Raw genomic sequence first — 16,233 nt, 5'->3', positions numbered from 1 at the left:
CCCAAGAGCGGCGCCAGGCTCAGGGCCGGATCGCCGGCAAGCCGGCTCCTACGAAGGGGTGTGGCGGCGGACCAGGCTGAGGTCGGGGGCGCAGGTACGGCGTTGGGTGAGGTAGCGGGTGCAACTGACCCGCAGGAAGGAGGCGAAATTCACCACTTCACCGCGGTAGTCCATGACCTCTTCATACAGCTTGGCAATCAACTGGTTGGTGGTCATGCCGTCCACGGCGGCGATCTCGCTGAGGATGTCCCAGAACTGGTTTTCCAGGCGCAAGGTGGTGACCACTCCACAGATACGCAGCGAACGAGAGCGGGACTCGTAGAGGATCGGGTCGGCTTTGACGTACAGCTCGCACATGGCGTGGTCCTCGTTTTACAGGGTGATCCGGGTGCCCAGCAGGCCCAGGAAACCCGCCAGCCAGCTAGGGTGCGCCGGCCAGGCCGGGGCGGTGGCCAGATTGCCTTGAACGTGGCCCTGCGTCACGGGGATATCAATGTAAGTGCCGCCGGCCAGTTTCACTTCCGGTGCACAGGCCGGATAGGCGCTGCATTCCCGGCCTTCGAGAATCCCGGCCGCCGCCAGCAGTTGCGCGCCGTGGCAAACGGCAGCGATTGGCTTGCCGGCCTGGTCAAAGGCTCGCACCAGTTGCAGGACTTTTTCATTCAGGCGCAGGTACTCCGGCGCACGCCCGCCCGGCACCAGCAAGGCGTCGTAATCCGCGGCCTCGACTTGGGCGAAGTCGAAGTTCAGGGCGAACAGATGGCCCGGTTTTTCGCTGTAGGTCTGGTCGCCCTCGAAGTCGTGGATCGCCGTGCGCACCGTCTGCCCGGCGCTCTTGTCGGGGCACACCGCATGCACCGTGTGGCCGACCATCAACAGCGCCTGGAACGGCACCATCACTTCGTAGTCTTCGACGTAATCGCCAACCAGCATGAGAATCTTTTTCGCGGCCATGGAGTGGACTCCTTTCAGGGAAAGACGTGGGCGTCAGGAGTATTCAAAGTAGTCCTAAACCAGAGGGCCGGGTAATAGGGGGGTATTACAGGGGCAGCAGCAAGTGATGAGCTGCAAGCGGTAAGTGAACAGCTTGCCGATACCGCCCAACTGTACCCCCAACTCTGTAACCAGCTGTAGCAGCGGCGCGGTGGGCCTTTATGGCTATATGACGCCACCTGCCCCCTACGTCTCAATTGTGGTTGCCCTCATGTCCTCCCGCGAAAACACCGGCATGGCCCTCGGCCTGCTGGGCGTTGTTATTTTCAGCCTGACCCTGCCCTTCACCCGCATTGTGGTGGAGCAGATCCATCCGTTGCTCAACGGCCTGGGCCGTGCGCTGTTGGCGGCGATTCCGGCGGCGTTGCTGTTGCTGTGGCGGCGGGAAAAATGGCCGACCTGGAAGCAGATCAAAGGCCTGAGCCTGGTGATTCTTGGGGTGATTCTCGGCTTCCCGGTGCTGTCGGCGTGGGCCATGCAGACCCTGCCCGCCTCCCATGGCGCCCTGGTCAATGGCCTGCAACCACTGTGTGTGGCGCTGTATGCGGCCTGGCTGTCCCATGAGCGGCCGTCGAAGGCTTTCTGGGCCTGTGCTGCCCTGGGCAGTGCGCTGGTGCTGGGTTATGCGCTGATCAGCGGTGCCGGCAGCATTCAGGCCGGTGACTTGTTGATGCTCGGAGCGATTGCCGTGGGTGGGCTGGGCTATGCCGAAGGCGGCCGGCTGGCTCGGGAAATGGGCGGCTGGCAGGTGATCTGCTGGGCGCTGGTGCTGTCCACGCCGCTGCTGATCGGCCCGGTGTGGTACCTGGCAGCGCAGCATCAGGGGGCGATTTCCAGCAAAACCTGGTGGGCCTTTGGCTACGTCGCGCTGTTTTCGCAGTTCCTCGGCTTTTTTGCCTGGTACGCCGGGCTGGCCATGGGCGGGATTGCCCGGGTCAGCCAGGTCCAACTGCTACAGATCTTCTTCACCATCGCCTTTTCCGCGCTGTTCTTTGGCGAACAGGTGCAACCGATCACCTGGCTGTTCGCCGGCGGTGTGATCATCACGGTGATTCTCGGGCGCAAGACCAGCGTGCGCCCGGCGCAACCGGGCAGCCTGCCGGACGGGGTTCAGCTCAAGTAGCCGTCGGCCCGCAACAGGCTTTCCAGGCAGTGTTCGCTGATCTGGTAGAAGGCCTTGAGTTCCTCGATCTTCAACAGCAACTGGGCCGGGTCCACCGGCTCGGCGCGCTTGACCGCAAGAATCATTTTGTTCTTGTTGGTGTGCTCCAGGGAGATGAACTCGAAGACCTTGGTTTCATAACCACAGGCCTCGAGGAACAACGCACGCAGGCTGTCGGTGACCATCTCTGCCTGCTGCCCCAGGTGCAGGCCGTATTGCAGCATCGGTTTGAGCAAGGCCGGGCTCTGGATCTGCAGGCGGATCTGTTTGTGGCAGCACGGTGAGCACATGATGATCGCAGCGCCGGAGCGGATGCCGGTGTGAATCGCGTAGTCGGTGGCAATGTCACAGGCATGCAGGGCGATCATCACTTCCAGCTGACTGGGGGCCACGCTGCGCACGTCACCGCACTTGAACACCAGCCCCGGGTGCTCCAAGCGTGCGGCGGCCGCGTTGCACAGCGTCACCATGTCTTCGCGCAGCTCGACCCCGGTCACCTCGCCCTCGGCCTGCAAGGTGTTGCGCAGGTAATCGTGGATGGCGAAGGTCAGGTAGCCCTTGCCGGAACCGAAGTCCGCGACCCGCACCGGCTGGTCGAGCTTGATCGGCGATGAGCCCAGGGCGTGGCTGAACACCTCGATGAATTTGTTGATCTGCTTCCACTTGCGCGACATGGCCGGGATCAACTCGTGCTGCTTGTTGGTCACCCCCAGGTCCGCGAGAAACGGCCGGCTCAGGTCAAGAAAGCGATTCTTCTCGCGGTTGTGCTCGGCGGACGGCACTTCCCGCGGCTGCTGGCTCTTGCCCTTGAACAACGAGCTTTTACCCTTCTTGCTGTATTCGAGCTGCACTTCATCGGTCAGCGACAGCAAGTGAGCGTTCTTGAACGCCGCCGGCAACAACCCGGCGATGGTCGTCACACCGTCAGCCAGGGAGAAATTCTTGGTGATGTCGCGGGTTTTATAGCGATAGACAAAGGACAGGCACGGCTGCTCCTTGACCGTCAGTTGCTTGATGATGATCCGCTGCAAATCCGCTTCATCGCCCACGTACTTGGCCAGCACCAGCTTGATAAAGGCGTTTTGCGCCAGGCTGGTGTCCAGCAGGGCCAGAAACTGGGCGTGATGATCCGGCGCGAGGCTGGCGGAGGGGGCGGTAACGGACATGGGGGAGCGTGCCTCGGGGGAAGAGCGGTGCGGAACAGAAAAAAGTGCCGGAGATTTTAGGGGCAATGGGCCGAGGGGGCACGGAGTTATTGCACCAACGGCGCTTTTTTCCGCCGCGCCCCCAGCGCCAACGTCAACCGAGGTCGCCGGCCATTGCCCGGCCCGCTATCGGCCGGCAGCCAATGACCGGTTGCCCGGGAGCCGCCGGGCGCCGAGTAAAATCGCGGGTTAGGGCAGATCCTGGCGACCGCGGTGCGGGTGGAAGTACGGGGTTTTCTCCAGTTCCCACTCCTGCTCCCAGTCCAGCAATCGCTGCTGATAGGCACTGAAGTCCGCGCAAAACAGTTGGGTGACGATGCCCTGGGCCAAACGTTCGGCAGCAGCCGAGATCGCCGGGATGTCCGAGGCAATGGAGCCGAAACTCAGGCTCGCGGCGTGATTGAACAGGTGCACCTGGTTCAGCTCGGAATCGCCATCAGCCCTGCCCCGCTCCTCCAGTTCAAACCCCCTGCCCAGCCACGGGAACAACCCCAGGTGCGGACGCTCGGCAGCCGGGGCGAAGCGATCACGCCACAAGGCCACTCGCTCCAGCACCTGGCCAAACAACGGCGCACGGGCCAGGTCGACGCGAAACCCGGTGCCGACAATCAAGAAGTCCACCTGGTCGCTGCGCTCGCCGAGCTGCAGTTGCACCCGGCCGTCGACCTCGCTGACGGCCTCGAACCGCGAGTCGAAATTCACCGACAAGCGCTCACCGCCGGCCGCCGCCAGAGTGCGCAACACCGTCTCGTGGGGCGGCGGTGGCGGCGTGTCGTCCAAGTAGCAAGAGACAGCCCATTTCTGCTCCGGCGCCAGGGCCGACCAGCCTTCGATAAACCCGGGGTAAACGTACCCCCGGGCCTTGTTGATCTGCGGCAGATGGTTGCGCCGAGCATACAGGGTGACGTGGGCAGCACCGTGTTCCAGGGCCGTGGCGGCATTGTCCCAGGCGGAAGAGCCGGCCCCGATCACCGCCACATGACGCCCGGCCAGGGCCGAAAAATCCACCGGGTCGCAACTATGGGCGGCGAAGCGGGGAAACAACCCGGGGTCGACAAACGCCGGGATACTCGCCCCACCCGCCCCGGCGCGCCCGGAGGCAATCACCAGGCGCCGGGCCTTGAAAGTGCCGCCGTCAGCCCGCCACAGCGTGACCTGCCCGGGCACCACCGAAAAGCTGCGGATCGGCGCCTGGTACTCGATGGGCAAGTCGAAGGCCTCGGCGATCCAGTCGAGATAGCCTTGCCACACGGCGTTGGGAATCTTGTACAGCGCCTCCCAGGCCTCGTCGCCATGGACCGCCTCGTACCAGGCGCGAAACGTCAGGGCGCGAATGCCCAGGGCCAGCCCCGGCAAGTCCTTGGGCGAGCGCAAGGTGGGCATGCGCGCGTAGGTGGTCCAAGGCCCGCTGTGGCCCTGAGGTTGGTCGTCGAACAGGCGAATGTTCTGCACCCCCTTGAGGATCAGCGCCACTGCCGCGGCGATGCCGAACATGCCGGCCCCGACAATCGCCACATCGGCCAGCTCCTCGCCGTCGACGCTTTGGCCCTGGGTCGGCCAGGCCGCCGGGGGCAGTTTCAGGTAGGCCAGTTCTTCCCTCAGGCGTTGAGTGGCCAGGGTGTTGGACGCTGTCTTCGTCATGGGTGGTAATGACCTCCGAGGTAAGCTTCGACAATCCGTGGGTCGGCAGCGATTTGCTCGGCCGGCCCGGAAAAAGTGATGTGCCCGCCCTCCAGCACCGCCGCGTGGTCGGCCACCCGCAGCGCGGCCCGAGCGTTCTGCTCCACCAGCAGCACGGTGAGGCCGGTGGAGCGGATGTGTTGGATCAGGCGGAAAATTTCCCCCACCACCTTGGGCGCCAGGCCCAGGGAGGGTTCGTCCATCAGCAGAATGCGCGGACGACGCATCAGCGCACGACCGATGCAAAGCATTTGCTGCTCACCGCCGGAGAGCGAGCCGGCCAGTTGGTTGAGGCGCTCGCCGATCACCGGAAAAAGATCCAGCACCGACTCGGCCTCGCGCATGCCGTAAGGCCCGCCGCCCACCAGCAGGTTTTCCCGAACCGTCATGTTGGAAAAAATCTGCCGGCCTTCCGGGGTCTGCAAAATGCCCCGCTGCACCCGCGTGTGGCTGGGCAGGCCGTTGATGTCTTGGCCGTCGAGCAGGACCTTGCCGCCACTGGCCTGGTAGATGCCAGAAATGGCCCGCATCAGGCTGGTCTTGCCGGCGCCGTTGGCCCCCAGCACGGCGATGATGCTGCGCTCGGGCACCGCCAGGCTGATGCCGTGCAAGATGTCGTGGGTGCCGAGGTTGATCTTCAGGTTCTGTACTTCAAGGATGCTCATTGCCAGTCCGTCCCCAAGTAGGATTCCAGCACCGCCGCATCAGTGCGAATGGCGCTTGGCGGCCCGTCGGCGATTTTCTTGCCCGAGGCCAGGACGATGATCCGCTGACAGATCGACATCACCAGGTTCATGTCGTGCTCCACCAGCATCAGGCTCAGCCCCTCCTCGTGCAGACGGCGGATGCAAGCCGCCAATTCGGCGGTTTCGGTGTCGTTGAGGCCGGCCGCCGGCTCGTCGAGGATCAGCAACTGCGGTTGCATCGCCAGGGCTCGGGCAATTTCCAGGTACTTGCGCTGGCCGTAAGACAGATTGGCCGCCAACTCGTCGGCCAGATGCTGTAAACCAACCCGCTCCAGGGCCTGCCAGCTCAGTTCGGAGATCCGCCGACTGCGCGCCCCCCGGGCAAAAATGCTCTCCAACAGGCCCTGGCCGATCACTCCGGTGGCGCCGACCGAGACATTGTCGAACACGGTCATGTTGGGAAAGATCCGCAGGTTCTGGAAGGTGCGCGACAGGCCGAGCCGGGCAATCGAGTGCGGCGCCTGGTCGGTGATCTCACGCCCGGCAAAACGCACGCTGCCGGAACTGACCGGGACAAACCCGGTGATCAGGTTGAACAGGGTGGTCTTGCCGGCGCCATTGGGGCCGATCAGCCCCACCAGTTCGCCTTGGTCGACGTACCCGGATACCTGGTCGATGGCATTCAGCCCGCCGAAGCGTCGGCTCAGGTCGGTAAATTCAAGCAGCCTCATTTCCAGCCCACCTTCTTACCCTGCTGTTGTCTCCAGGCCCCGCCCAGCAAGCCGCGCGCCAGGGAAATCGCCGGCACTTCGCCGCACAGGCCCTTGGGCAGGAACAGGATGGAGAAGAACATGACGAGGCCGACGATGATGTTGCGCAAGTCGCCGAAACCGCGCAGGGCTTCCGGCAGCAAAACCAGCAACAGCGCGCCGATGATCGCCCCGGGAAGGCTGCCCAGGCCGCCGACCACCACCATGGCGAGGATCAGGATGGTTTCGGAGAATTTGAAGTCGTTCGGCGAGATGTAGCCCGTGGTGTAGGCCCAGAGCGCACCGGCAATACCGGCAAAAAACGCCGCCACGGAGAACACCTCGGTCTTCAGCCGGGCCGCATCGATGCCCATGGCCGCGGCGCACTGGTCATCCTCGCGCAGGGCCCGCAGCGCGTTGCCGTAGTAGGAGTAACTGAGGCGGTGGATGACCCAGATCGACAGCGACACGGTGATCGCGACCACGTAGTAGATGCCGGTGTTGTCGGTAACCTCGTAGCCGAACAGGTTCATCGGCGAGAACAGGGTCACGCCGTTCGGCCCGCCAGTGACCTCGACCCAATTCATCAGGACGATGTAAATCATCTGCCCGATGGCCAGGGTCGCCACGGCGAAGTAAATGCTCACCAGGCGCATAGTGGGCAGCGCCACCAGGAAGGCGATCAATGCCGAGCCCAGCCCCGCCAGCGGCAGGGCCAGCCAGAACGGTACTTGGTAGGCGACCCCGGCCAGGGCCGCCAGATAGGCACCGACGCCGTAGAACGCTGCCTGGCCCAGGTGCAGCAGGCCGGTAACGCCCGACACCAGGTGCAGGGATGAGGCCAGCAGCGCGAAGATCAGCGCCAGGCTGGCCAACTGGTAGTAATAGCCGCCGCCATGCAGGTACAGCGCCAGGGGCACCGCCACCAGCACCAGCAGCAAGATCGCGGCAATGACCGCGCGCGGAGTGAATCGCTCAGACACGTTCCCGCCCTCCACCAAACAAACCCCGGGGAAAAAAGACCAGGGTCAGGATCAGGAACAGATAAGGCACCAGGTCGGCCCAGGCAGAGGGCATCACGGTGGTGGCCATGCTTTCCGAAACCCCGAGGATCAGGGCGCAGATCACCGCCCCAGGAATCGACACCAGGCCGCCCATGACCATGGCCACAAAGGCCTTGATCCCCGGGGCAAAGCCCATGGAAGGAAACACCGAACCGTAATACAGGCCCACCAGCAAGCCGGCCACGGCGCCCATCAGCGACCCGAGGATAAAGGTGCTGACAATGGTGCGGTCGACGTTGATGCCACTGTATTTGGCCCCCAGTGGGTTGTTGGACACCGCACGGATCGACAGGCCGATGCGGGTCTTTTTCAGCAGCCATTGCAGGCCGATCAGCATGCTCGCCGAGACCCCGAAGATCACCAGGTCGCCGCTGACGATGGTAATGCTGCCCAAGGCAATGGGCGTATTGAGCATGTAGCCGAAGGGCACCGGCTGCATCTGCGAGCCCATGCCCAGTTCCAGGCCTTCACGCACGATGATGGACAGCGCCAGAGACGACATCAGCGTCGACTCGCGCATGGCCCGGGACTTCAGCGACGCCTCGTCGGAGAAACGCCGGAACGGCTTGAACGCCAGTCGCTCCAGGCCGAAGCCGAGCAAGGCTCCAACCGCCGCCACCAGCAGGATCACGCCCGCCAGCGGCGGCGCGTAGGCACCGATGATAAACAGGCCGGCCACGGCGCCGATGGTGTAGACCTCGGAGTGGGCGAAATTCACGGCATTGAGCACGCCGAAAATCAGGGTGAAACCGATCGCCACCAGCGCATAGGTCATGCCTTGCGACAAGCCGATGGCCAGTAGCTGGAAATAATAGGAATCGATCACGGCTAACGCCTCGAACAGGTAGGGCTGGCTCCCCGGCGCACAGGTGGGCGCGCCAGGTTCCCGGGGTGGCCCGGGCCGTCGGCGGCCACGCGATTGAAGGTTTCAACCACGGGGCCACCGGGGTGGTCAGTGGGTCGAAGGCTCGAACTTGCCGGCCACCACTTCCACCTTGACCAGGGACTTTTGCGGCTCACGGTTGGCGTCGAAGGTGGTGGACCCGGTCACCCCCGGGAAGTCCTTGGTGTCGGCCAACGCCTGGCGCACCTTGTCCCTAGTCGGCTCGGGATAGGCCCGGGCCAGGGCGTCGAGCATGATGTTGGTGGCGTCATAGGCCTGGGCCGGGAACTGGCCGGGCTCCTCGCCATTGCGCGCCGCCTTCCACTCGCTCACAAAGTGCCGCACGTTATCGCTGTCCACCGTGGGCAGGAAGGTCGAGGTCAGTCGCAAGCCATCGGCGTCCTTGCCCGCCAGCTTGATCAACTGCTCGTTGTAGGCCGCAGAGCTGGAGAACACTGGCGCCTTGACCCCCAACTGATGCAGCTGCTTGAGGAACTGCGCCGCGTCCTCATAGAAAATCGCGCCGTAAATGGCATCGGGTTGGGCCCGGTCGACCTTGGTGATCAGCGAACGAAAATCCGGAATGCCGCGGTTGAAGTACTCGGAGAACACCACCTCGATGCCGTTTTCCTTGGCCTTTTTCTCAAAGGCCCGCACCGCCGACTGCCCCCAGTCGGTCTGTTCGCCAATCACCGCCACCTTCTTGTAACCCTGGGCCGCGATCCAGTCGGCGTTGTAGGGGCCTTCCTGATCCTGATTGGTGATGTTGCGGAATTGCCACTGGGAAATTTTCGTGTAGTCGGGGTGGGACGCCGTCTGCGACAGCTGGGACAAGCCTGCGCGCTTATAGACCTGGGCCGAGGCCATGGACACCGTCGAGGTGAAGTCCCCCAGCACGCCGAGGATGCTCGGGTCGTCGGAGAATTTACGGGCAATCGACACCGCTTCCTTGGCATCGGAGCGGGAGTCTTCGAAGACAATTTCCACCGGCACTGGAAGCCGGCCGGACGCGTTGAATTCCTTCAGCGCAATTTGCGCGGCGACCTTGAAGTCCTGCCCATATTGGGCGGTGTTGCCGGTGAGCGGTAATTGATAGCCGATACGCAGGCTGTCCGCCCCATTGGCAACCCCGGCCAAGGCCAATGCCGTGAACGCCAGGCTGAACACGACCTTTTTGCGAATGCCCATGTATCCCCCAAAACCCAAAGTTGATCAGCGTTATAAATACTCACGCGCCAGCAGAACTTGATCGATTCAAAGTTCCTCTGTGCAACGCGCACAAAACCCGGCCACGACCAAAGAGCCCGAGGGTTAGTCGTCCGCTGCCTTATCAAGTCGTTAGTTGATCGAGCTGAAAAAAACCTGGCCCGAAGTTGCACCAATAGCGTTCAACGCGCAGGCGGAAACACGGGCAACCGGCACTGCACAAACCCACCGGCACCCAGGCTCAAACACGCGTCGAACCGCAGCCCAGAGGCCTCGCCTGCCTTGGCCCAGCGTTGCGAAGAATACTCACTATGCTTATTCGCTTCTAATATTGTTTTTTGCATTTATATGCAAATATCGAATAAGAAGTAAATTATTACTGACGGATTTAATCGGTTATTCACAGCAGAAGAGTGAGAGACCCGGAGACGGATTGGCGATGGAGACTTAACCGAGCGCCATCATCGAATTGATACTTTAGTCGTAAATAACCAGACTGAAGTTCTGGGCTAATCACATGGGAAGTGTGTTCGAGTCTTGTTCATGACACGCACGTGAGGGGAATAAACATTGAGGAAGATGGCGTACATCGATATTTAAAAGCGCTATTCGGCCAACTACTACTTTCGACCTATCACGCTCAAACAGCAGCGATCCAAATTCGCCCGGGACCGTGGTAACAGGCCCTCTTTATCACGGGGCCTGTAGGGGGCGGCGCGGGCTGAGCTCAGCCCAGCACCACCAGACGATTGGGCAATTCATTTCGCACCTGGGTCACCGGCACATGCACCTTGAGCACTTCGCCGCAGGCTTCGATGCAATCCAGAAAGCCCTGCAAGGTTTGCCCCTGCTTCACCTGCTGGGTGAAGGCCTTGATGAGAGTGTCCCAGGTTTTGTTGTCCAGGCGTTGGGAAATGCCCTCGTCCACCAGGATTTCCACATAACGCTCGGCCTCGCAGACAAAGATCAGGATCCCGGTGCTGCCCACGGTGTGGTGCAGGTTCTGCTCGAGAAATTGCCGGCGAGCCAGGTTAGAAGCGCGCCAATGGCGCACCGAGCGCGGGATCAGGCGGGTGGTGATGGAGGGAATGCGAAACACCAGGCACAGCACGATAAAGGTCGCCCATTGCGCCAGCAGCAACAGGTGCATATTCAGCATACCGGTGGCGTAGTGCACGATGCCCGGCACAATCAGCGCCAGCAGGCTGGCCCAGAGCAGCGGGATATAGGCGTAGTCATCGGCCCGTGCGGCCAGCACGGTGACCAGCTCGGCGTCGGTCTGCTGCTCGACCCGAGCAATCGCCTCGGCGACCTGCCGCTGTTCGTACTCACTCAGTAATGCCATGTCGTTCAATACCCGCCTTTTATTGTTGGTTACCAACTGCCCGAGGACCCGCCGCCGCCAAAACTGCCACCGCCGCCGCTGAACCCTCCCCCGCCCCGGGAGCCACCGGAACCGCCGCCACCGCCACGGCCACCACTGGGCAAGATCCCCAGCAGTTGGCCGATAAAAATCGCCAGGATAAACAGCATCACCAGGAAGATGAACAGCAGCGGGTGGCGCTCGACAAAATCCGACTGCTCAGCGTCGCCGCCATACACCGCCGCCGGTTCATCCAGGGGCGTACCGCCGAGCACCAGGAGTATCGCCGATACTCCGTCGCTGATGCCCTTGCTGAACTGCCCGGTCTTGAACACCGGGGTGATCACTTGGTTGATGATCACCGAGGCCTGGGCATCGGTCAGGCGATCCTCCAGGCCATAACCCACTTCGATACGCAGCTTGCGCTCATCCCGGGCGACGATCAGCAGCGCGCCGTTGTTCTTGTCCTTCTGGCCGATGCCCCAATGACGCCCCAGTTGGTAGCCGAAGTCCTCAATGGTGGCGCCTTGCAGGTCCGCCAGGGTCACCACCACCAATTGCTCGCCGGTGGCCTGCTCGTGGGCTTGCAGCTCCTGGGTCAGTTGAGCGCGGGTGGCCGGTTCGATCAGTTGCGCGTTGTCCACCACTCGCCCGCTCAGGGTCGGGAAGCTCAGTTCGGCCTGGGCCGTGACCGCGAACACCCAGAGCAGCAACAGCCCCACTTTAATCGCTCGCATCCGCACCTCGCTCTGTTGTGATCCCTGTGACCAACTGCCGGAAGCGCCGCCCCCGCCAAAACTGCGAAGCCTGGTGCAGCCTCGGCTATTTTGGTCGCGGTTTCAGCTCGCCGACCACGTCAGCGCTGTCGACAGCAGCGCGCCGGGCAGCAGGCGCGACAACGGCGCCATCAGAATTTGACTTTAGGGGCTTGCTCGGCGTCGGGGGTGATGGCCTCGAAGGACTCTCGCACCGGCAGGTCGCTGTACATCAGGCTGTGCCACAGGCGGCCGGGGAAGGTACGGATCTCGGTGTTGTATTTTTGCACCGCGAGGATAAAGTCGCGGCGGGCCACGGCGATGCGGTTCTCGGTGCCTTCAAGCTGGGATTGCAAGGCCAGGAAGTTCTGGTTGGCCTTGAGGTCCGGGTAGCGCTCGGACACCACCATCAAACGGCTGAGGGCGCCGCTCAACTGGTCCTGGGCCTGCTGGAACTGCTTGAGCTTCTCGGGGTTGTCCAGGGTCTTGGCGTCCACCTGGATCGACGTCGCCTTGGCCCGTGCTTCGATCACCGCGGTCAGGGTGTCTTGCTCGTGCTTGGCGTAGCCCTTGACGGTTTCCACCAGGTTGGGAATCAGGTCGGCACGGCGCTGGTACTGGTTCTGCACCTGGCCCCAATCGGCCTTGACCTGCTCGTCGAGGGTCGGAATGTTGTTGATGCCGCAGCCGCTGAGCAAGCTGCTGAGCAGGATCAGGGCCGCGACGGGCCAGCTCGAACGCAGACGTAGTCCGATGTTCATGGGGGTGGGGCTCCTTGCACAACCTGATGGAATGGATCCTGTGGCTCGCTAAATTCACGGAGGGCGGCAAAATCTGCCTGCGCCACTGGAATGCGTCGAGCCGATGGGCTAAAAGATGCCCAGCGCGAAAAAGAGTTCGGAAGTGTGCGGGATTTATCTGAACAACAATAGTCGCTCCCTAAATTTCGGCTGCTCGACGCGTCACTCCAGCGTCGGCCTTGAGCCTTTGAGAACAATATTCATGAAGAAGCTGTGTTTGCTGGGCCTGCTGGTCAGCCTGGCCAGTCACCCTGTGTTGGCCGAATCCACTTCGGTGCCCCTTGAGAACAAGGACGCTTTCATCAGCAACCTGATGAAGCAGATGACCCTCGACGAGAAAATCGGCCAGTTGCGCCTGATCAGCATCGGCCCGGAAATGCCCCGGGAGATGATCCGCAAGGAAATTGCCGCCGGGCGTATCGGCGGTACCTTCAACTCCATCACTCGCCCGGAAAACCGGCCGATGCAGGATGCGGCCATGCGCAGCCGCCTGAAGATCCCGATGTTCTTCGCCTACGACGTGATCCACGGCCACCGGACCATTTTCCCCATCAGCCTGGCCCTGGCCTCGAGCTGGGACATGGACGCCATCGGCCGCTCCGGGCGCATCGCCGCCCTGGAAGCCAGCGCCGACAGCCTGGACATCACCTTCGCGCCAATGGTCGACATCTCCCGCGATCCTCGCTGGGGCCGCACCTCCGAAGGTTTCGGTGAAGACACCTACCTGGTCTCGCGCATCGCCAAAGTCATGGTCAAGGCCTACCAGGGCGCCACCCCGGCAGCCGCCGACAGCATCATGGCCAGCGTCAAGCACTTCGCCCTGTATGGCGCGGTGGAAGGCGGACGCGACTACAACATCGTCGACATGAGCCCGGTGAAGATGTACCAGGACTACCTGCCGCCCTACCGCGCCGCGATCGACGCCGGCGCGGGCGGGGTGATGGTGGCCCTGAACTCGATCAACGGCGTGCCCGCCACCTCCAACACCTGGCTGATGAACGACCTGCTGCGCAAGGACTGGGGCTTCAAGGGCCTGGCCGTCAGCGACCACGGAGCGATCATCGAGCTGATCCGCCACGGCGTTGCCAAGGACGGGCGCGAAGCCGCCAAGCTGGCGATCAAGGCCGGCATCGACATGAGCATGAACGACTCGCTGTACGGCAAGGAACTGCCGGGGCTGCTCAAGTCCGGGGAGATCGAACAGAAGGACATCGACAACGCGGTGCGTGAAGTGCTGGCGGCCAAGTACGACATGGGCCTGTTCAAGGACCCGTACCTGCGCATCGGCAAGGCCGAGGATGACCCGGTCGAAACCAACGCCGAAAGCCGCCTGCACCGCAGCGACGCCCGGGACATCGCGCGCCGCAGCCTGGTGCTGCTGAAGAACCGGAACGAGACCCTGCCGCTGCAGAAAACCGCGAAGATCGCCCTGGTCGGCCCCCTGGCCAAGGCGCCGATCGACATGATGGGCAGTTGGGCCGCCGCCGGCGTGCCGGCGCAATCGGTGACCCTGTACGACGGCATGCGCAACGTCCTCGGTGACAAGGCCCAACTGGTGTATGCCCGAGGCTCCAATATCACCGCCGACAAGAAAGTGGTGGACTACCTGAACTTCCTCAACTTCGACGCCCCGGAAGTGGTGGATGACCCGCGCCCGGCGCAGCAGATGATCGACGAAGCAGTGAAAGCGGCCCAGGCCTCGGACGTGGTCGTGGCGGCCGTGGGCGAGTCGCGGGGCATGTCCCACGAGTCCTCAAGCCGCACCGACCTGCACATTCCCGCCAGCCAGCGCGAGCTGATCAAGGCCCTCAAGGCCACCGGCAAGCCGTTGGTATTGGTGCTGATGAATGGCCGGCCACTGTCGCTGCTGGAAGAGAACGAACAGGCCGACGCCATCCTGGAAACCTGGTTCAGCGGCACCGAAGGCGGCAACGCCATCGCCGACGTGCTGTTCGGTGACTACAACCCTTCGGGCAAGTTGCCGATCACCTTCCCCCGCTCCGTAGGGCAGATTCCGACCTACTACAACCACCTGACCATTGGCCGGCCGTTCACGCCGGGCAAACCGGGCAACTACACCTCGCAGTACTTCGATGACACCACCGGCCCGCTGTTCCCGTTCGGCTACGGCCTGAGCTACACCAGCTTCAGCCTGTCGGACATGGCGTTGTCGTCCACCACCCTGAACAAGGGTGGCAAGCTCGACGCCAGCGTGACCCTGAAGAACACCGGCAAGCGTGACGGCGAAACCGTGGTGCAGTTGTATGTGCAGGATGTGGCCGGGTCGATGATCCGCCCGATCAAGGAACTGAAGAACTTCCAGAAAGTGATGCTCAAGGCCGGTGAAACGAAGGTCATTCACTTCACCCTTACCGAAGAGGATTTGAAGTTCTACAACGCCCAGCTCAAGTACGCCGCCGAGCCGGGTGACTTCAATGTGCAGATCGGCCTGGACTCCCAGGACGTCGAACAACAGAGCTTCGAACTGCTCTGAGCCCTCCCGCTCCCACGCCCAGCGCGTGGGAGCGATCAGCCCCGCCGATTCAGCAGGTTGACCACCACCCGGTCGACCCAGCCCCAGATCCGCTGTTTGACCCGCCGCCACAACGGCCGGCTGCGCCATGCCTCGAGGCTGACGCTCTGGCTTTGCGCAAAGTCGGCGGTAAAACTCGCCGCCACCGCCGCCGTCAATTGCGGGTCCAGGGCCTCCAGGTTGGCCTCCAGGTTGAAGCGCAGGTTCCAGTGGTCGAAGTTGCATGAACCGATGCTCACCCAATCATCCACCAACACCATTTTCAGGTGCAGGAAACACGGCTGGTATTCGAAAATCTGCACTCCGGACTTGAGCAGGCGCGGGTAATAACGATGCCCGGCGTAGCGCACCGATGGATGATCGGTGCGCGGCCCCGTCAGCAGCAGGCGCACATCCACCCCGCGGGCCGCCGCCCGGCGCAGGGAACGACGCACCGACCAGGTGGGCAGGAAATACGGCGTCGCCAGCCAGATCCGCCGCTGACCACTGTTCAGGGCACGAATCAGCGAATGCAGGATGTCCCGATGCTGGCGGGCGTCGGCGTAGGCCACCCGACCCAGGCCTTCGCCCGACTGCGGCGGCCGGGGCAAGCGTGGCAGGCCGAACTGCGCATCGGGCTTCCAGGCGCTGCGCTGGGAGTTGGCTTCCCATTGCCGGTCGAACAACTGCTGCCAGTCCTGCACCAGCGGGCCGTAGATCAGCACCATGACTTCGTGCCAGTCGCTGCTGTTGTGCACCGGGTTCCAGAACTCGTCGGTCACGCCGGTGCCGCCCACCACCGCCAGGGACTGGTCCACCAGCAGTAATTTGCGGTGATCGCGGTACAAGTTGCGGGCGCCTTGGCGCCAGCGCAGACGGTTGTAGAAACGCAGTTCGACCCCGGCCGTGGTCAGACGCTGGCGCAAGCTGAGGGTAAAGGCCAGGCTGCCGTAATCATCGAACAGGCAACGGACCTGCACGCCGCGCTCGGCGGCCTGGACCAGGGCCACGACCATGGCTTCGGCACAGGCGCCCGCCTCCACCAGGTACAGCTCCAGCTCCACCTGTTGCTGGGCCCGGGCAATGGCCACCAGCATCCGTGGAAAAAAGTCCGGGCCGTCGATCAGCAACTCGAAGCGATTGCCTTCACGCCAGGGAAACACCGCGCCGCGCAT

15 protein-coding genes are annotated in these 16,233 nt (G+C 62.9%); 2 read left to right on the top strand and 13 right to left on the bottom strand.

Going from position 1 to position 16,233, the window contains the following annotated elements:
• Nucleotides 1-48: 48 nt before the first annotated feature.
• Nucleotides 49-357 (bottom strand): ribbon-helix-helix domain-containing protein, encoded by a 309-nt coding sequence (locus M1B34_RS19890; RefSeq protein WP_123336376.1) that lies wholly within the window; start codon nt 355-357, stop codon nt 49-51.
• A gap of 15 nt (nt 358-372) precedes the next feature.
• Nucleotides 373-954, bottom strand: coding sequence for a DJ-1/PfpI family protein (locus M1B34_RS19885; protein ID WP_123336377.1), 582 nt, complete (start codon nt 952-954; stop codon nt 373-375).
• Between the two features lie 250 nt (nt 955-1,204).
• Between M1B34_RS19885 and M1B34_RS19880 the strand changes: the two genes are divergently transcribed.
• Nucleotides 1,205-2,116 carry a DMT family transporter gene (locus M1B34_RS19880; protein WP_268266036.1) on the top strand — a complete coding sequence of 304 codons (912 nt, stop codon included), beginning with the start codon at nt 1,205-1,207 and terminating at the stop codon, nt 2,114-2,116.
• On the opposite strand, the gene M1B34_RS19875 is transcribed toward M1B34_RS19880, so the two are convergent.
• The 10 genes from M1B34_RS19875 to M1B34_RS19830 all read right to left on the bottom strand — a co-directional run bounded on the left by M1B34_RS19875 (nt 2,104) and on the right by M1B34_RS19830 (nt 12,507).
• Nucleotides 2,104-3,321, bottom strand: a complete 1,218-nt coding sequence (locus M1B34_RS19875; protein WP_268266035.1) for a class I SAM-dependent methyltransferase — start codon at nt 3,319-3,321, stop codon at nt 2,104-2,106. The two genes, M1B34_RS19880 and M1B34_RS19875, sit on opposite strands and share 13 nt — an antisense overlap.
• 228 nt (nt 3,322-3,549) lie before the next feature.
• Entirely contained in the window at nt 3,550-5,001 is a 1,452-nt protein-coding gene (locus M1B34_RS19870) for an NAD(P)-binding domain-containing protein (protein ID WP_268266034.1), read from the bottom strand.
• Nucleotides 4,998-5,705, bottom strand: coding sequence for an ABC transporter ATP-binding protein (locus M1B34_RS19865; protein ID WP_123336385.1), 708 nt, complete (start codon nt 5,703-5,705; stop codon nt 4,998-5,000). Before M1B34_RS19865 ends, M1B34_RS19870 begins: the two co-directional genes overlap by 4 nt.
• A complete protein-coding gene (locus M1B34_RS19860; protein ID WP_123336387.1) occupies nt 5,702-6,457 on the bottom strand; it encodes an ABC transporter ATP-binding protein in 756 nt (251 codons plus the stop codon). Before M1B34_RS19860 ends, M1B34_RS19865 begins: the two co-directional genes overlap by 4 nt.
• A complete protein-coding gene (locus tag M1B34_RS19855) occupies nt 6,454-7,458 on the bottom strand; it encodes a branched-chain amino acid ABC transporter permease (RefSeq protein ID WP_123336390.1) in 1,005 nt (334 codons plus the stop codon). The genes M1B34_RS19860 and M1B34_RS19855 overlap by 4 nt, the downstream gene beginning before the upstream one ends.
• Nucleotides 7,451-8,365, bottom strand: a complete 915-nt coding sequence (locus M1B34_RS19850) for a branched-chain amino acid ABC transporter permease (protein ID WP_123336392.1) — start codon at nt 8,363-8,365, stop codon at nt 7,451-7,453. Before M1B34_RS19850 ends, M1B34_RS19855 begins: the two co-directional genes overlap by 8 nt.
• A 126-nt stretch (nt 8,366-8,491) precedes the next feature.
• Nucleotides 8,492-9,610: an ABC transporter substrate-binding protein gene (locus M1B34_RS19845; protein WP_123336394.1), complete on the bottom strand. Its 1,119-nt coding sequence runs from the start codon at nt 9,608-9,610 to the stop codon at nt 8,492-8,494.
• 745 nt (nt 9,611-10,355) lie between these two features.
• Nucleotides 10,356-10,973 carry a TPM domain-containing protein gene (locus tag M1B34_RS19840; protein WP_123336397.1) on the bottom strand — a complete coding sequence of 206 codons (618 nt, stop codon included), beginning with the start codon at nt 10,971-10,973 and terminating at the stop codon, nt 10,356-10,358.
• Between the two features lie 29 nt (nt 10,974-11,002).
• Nucleotides 11,003-11,728, bottom strand: coding sequence for a TPM domain-containing protein (locus M1B34_RS19835; RefSeq protein WP_268266033.1), 726 nt, complete (start codon nt 11,726-11,728; stop codon nt 11,003-11,005).
• A gap of 170 nt (nt 11,729-11,898) precedes the next feature.
• Complete coding sequence (locus tag M1B34_RS19830; RefSeq protein WP_123336400.1) at nt 11,899-12,507, bottom strand: LemA family protein; 609 nt, start codon at nt 12,505-12,507, stop codon at nt 11,899-11,901.
• A gap of 241 nt (nt 12,508-12,748) precedes the next feature.
• Between M1B34_RS19830 and bglX the strand changes: the two genes are divergently transcribed.
• Nucleotides 12,749-15,040, top strand: coding sequence for a beta-glucosidase BglX (gene bglX, locus M1B34_RS19825; RefSeq protein WP_268263617.1), 2,292 nt, complete (start codon nt 12,749-12,751; stop codon nt 15,038-15,040).
• Nucleotides 15,041-15,075: 35 nt separating this feature from the next.
• Here bglX and M1B34_RS19820 read toward each other — a convergent pair whose 3' ends face one another.
• The gene (locus M1B34_RS19820) at nt 15,076-16,233 is read right to left on the bottom strand and encodes a phospholipase D-like domain-containing protein (protein ID WP_268266032.1); all 1,158 of its coding nucleotides are present in this window, start codon (nt 16,231-16,233) and stop codon (nt 15,076-15,078) included.

Source organism: Pseudomonas morbosilactucae, from assembly GCF_023241715.1.
GTDB classification, from domain to species: Bacteria; Pseudomonadota; Gammaproteobacteria; order Pseudomonadales; family Pseudomonadaceae; genus Aquipseudomonas; species Aquipseudomonas morbosilactucae.
Note: the sequence above shows the minus strand (reverse complement) of the source record. Positions and strands in the feature narration are given on the sequence as shown.

Excerpts from the sequence above, each read along its gene's own strand:
- M1B34_RS19890 (WP_123336376.1), bottom strand. The coding sequence starts at position 357 with ATGTGCGAGCTGTACGTCAAAGCCGACCCGATCCTCTACGAGTCCCGC.
- M1B34_RS19880 (WP_268266036.1), top strand. The coding sequence starts at position 1,205 with ATGTCCTCCCGCGAAAACACCGGCATGGCCCTCGGCCTGCTGGGCGTT.
- M1B34_RS19870 (WP_268266034.1), bottom strand. The coding sequence starts at position 5,001 with ATGACGAAGACAGCGTCCAACACCCTGGCCACTCAACGCCTGAGGGAA.
- M1B34_RS19820 (WP_268266032.1), bottom strand. The coding sequence starts at position 16,233 with ATGCGCGGCGCGGTGTTTCCCTGGCGTGAAGGCAATCGCTTCGAGTTG.
- M1B34_RS19835 (WP_268266033.1), bottom strand. The coding sequence starts at position 11,728 with ATGCGAGCGATTAAAGTGGGGCTGTTGCTGCTCTGGGTGTTCGCGGTC.
- M1B34_RS19875 (WP_268266035.1), bottom strand. The coding sequence starts at position 3,321 with ATGTCCGTTACCGCCCCCTCCGCCAGCCTCGCGCCGGATCATCACGCC.
- M1B34_RS19845 (WP_123336394.1), bottom strand. The coding sequence starts at position 9,610 with ATGGGCATTCGCAAAAAGGTCGTGTTCAGCCTGGCGTTCACGGCATTG.
- bglX (WP_268263617.1), top strand. The coding sequence starts at position 12,749 with ATGAAGAAGCTGTGTTTGCTGGGCCTGCTGGTCAGCCTGGCCAGTCAC.
- M1B34_RS19865 (WP_123336385.1), bottom strand. The coding sequence starts at position 5,705 with ATGAGCATCCTTGAAGTACAGAACCTGAAGATCAACCTCGGCACCCAC.
- M1B34_RS19830 (WP_123336400.1), bottom strand. The coding sequence starts at position 12,507 with ATGAACATCGGACTACGTCTGCGTTCGAGCTGGCCCGTCGCGGCCCTG.
- M1B34_RS19885 (WP_123336377.1), bottom strand. The coding sequence starts at position 954 with ATGGCCGCGAAAAAGATTCTCATGCTGGTTGGCGATTACGTCGAAGAC.
- M1B34_RS19840 (WP_123336397.1), bottom strand. The coding sequence starts at position 10,973 with ATGGCATTACTGAGTGAGTACGAACAGCGGCAGGTCGCCGAGGCGATT.
- M1B34_RS19860 (WP_123336387.1), bottom strand. The coding sequence starts at position 6,457 with ATGAGGCTGCTTGAATTTACCGACCTGAGCCGACGCTTCGGCGGGCTG.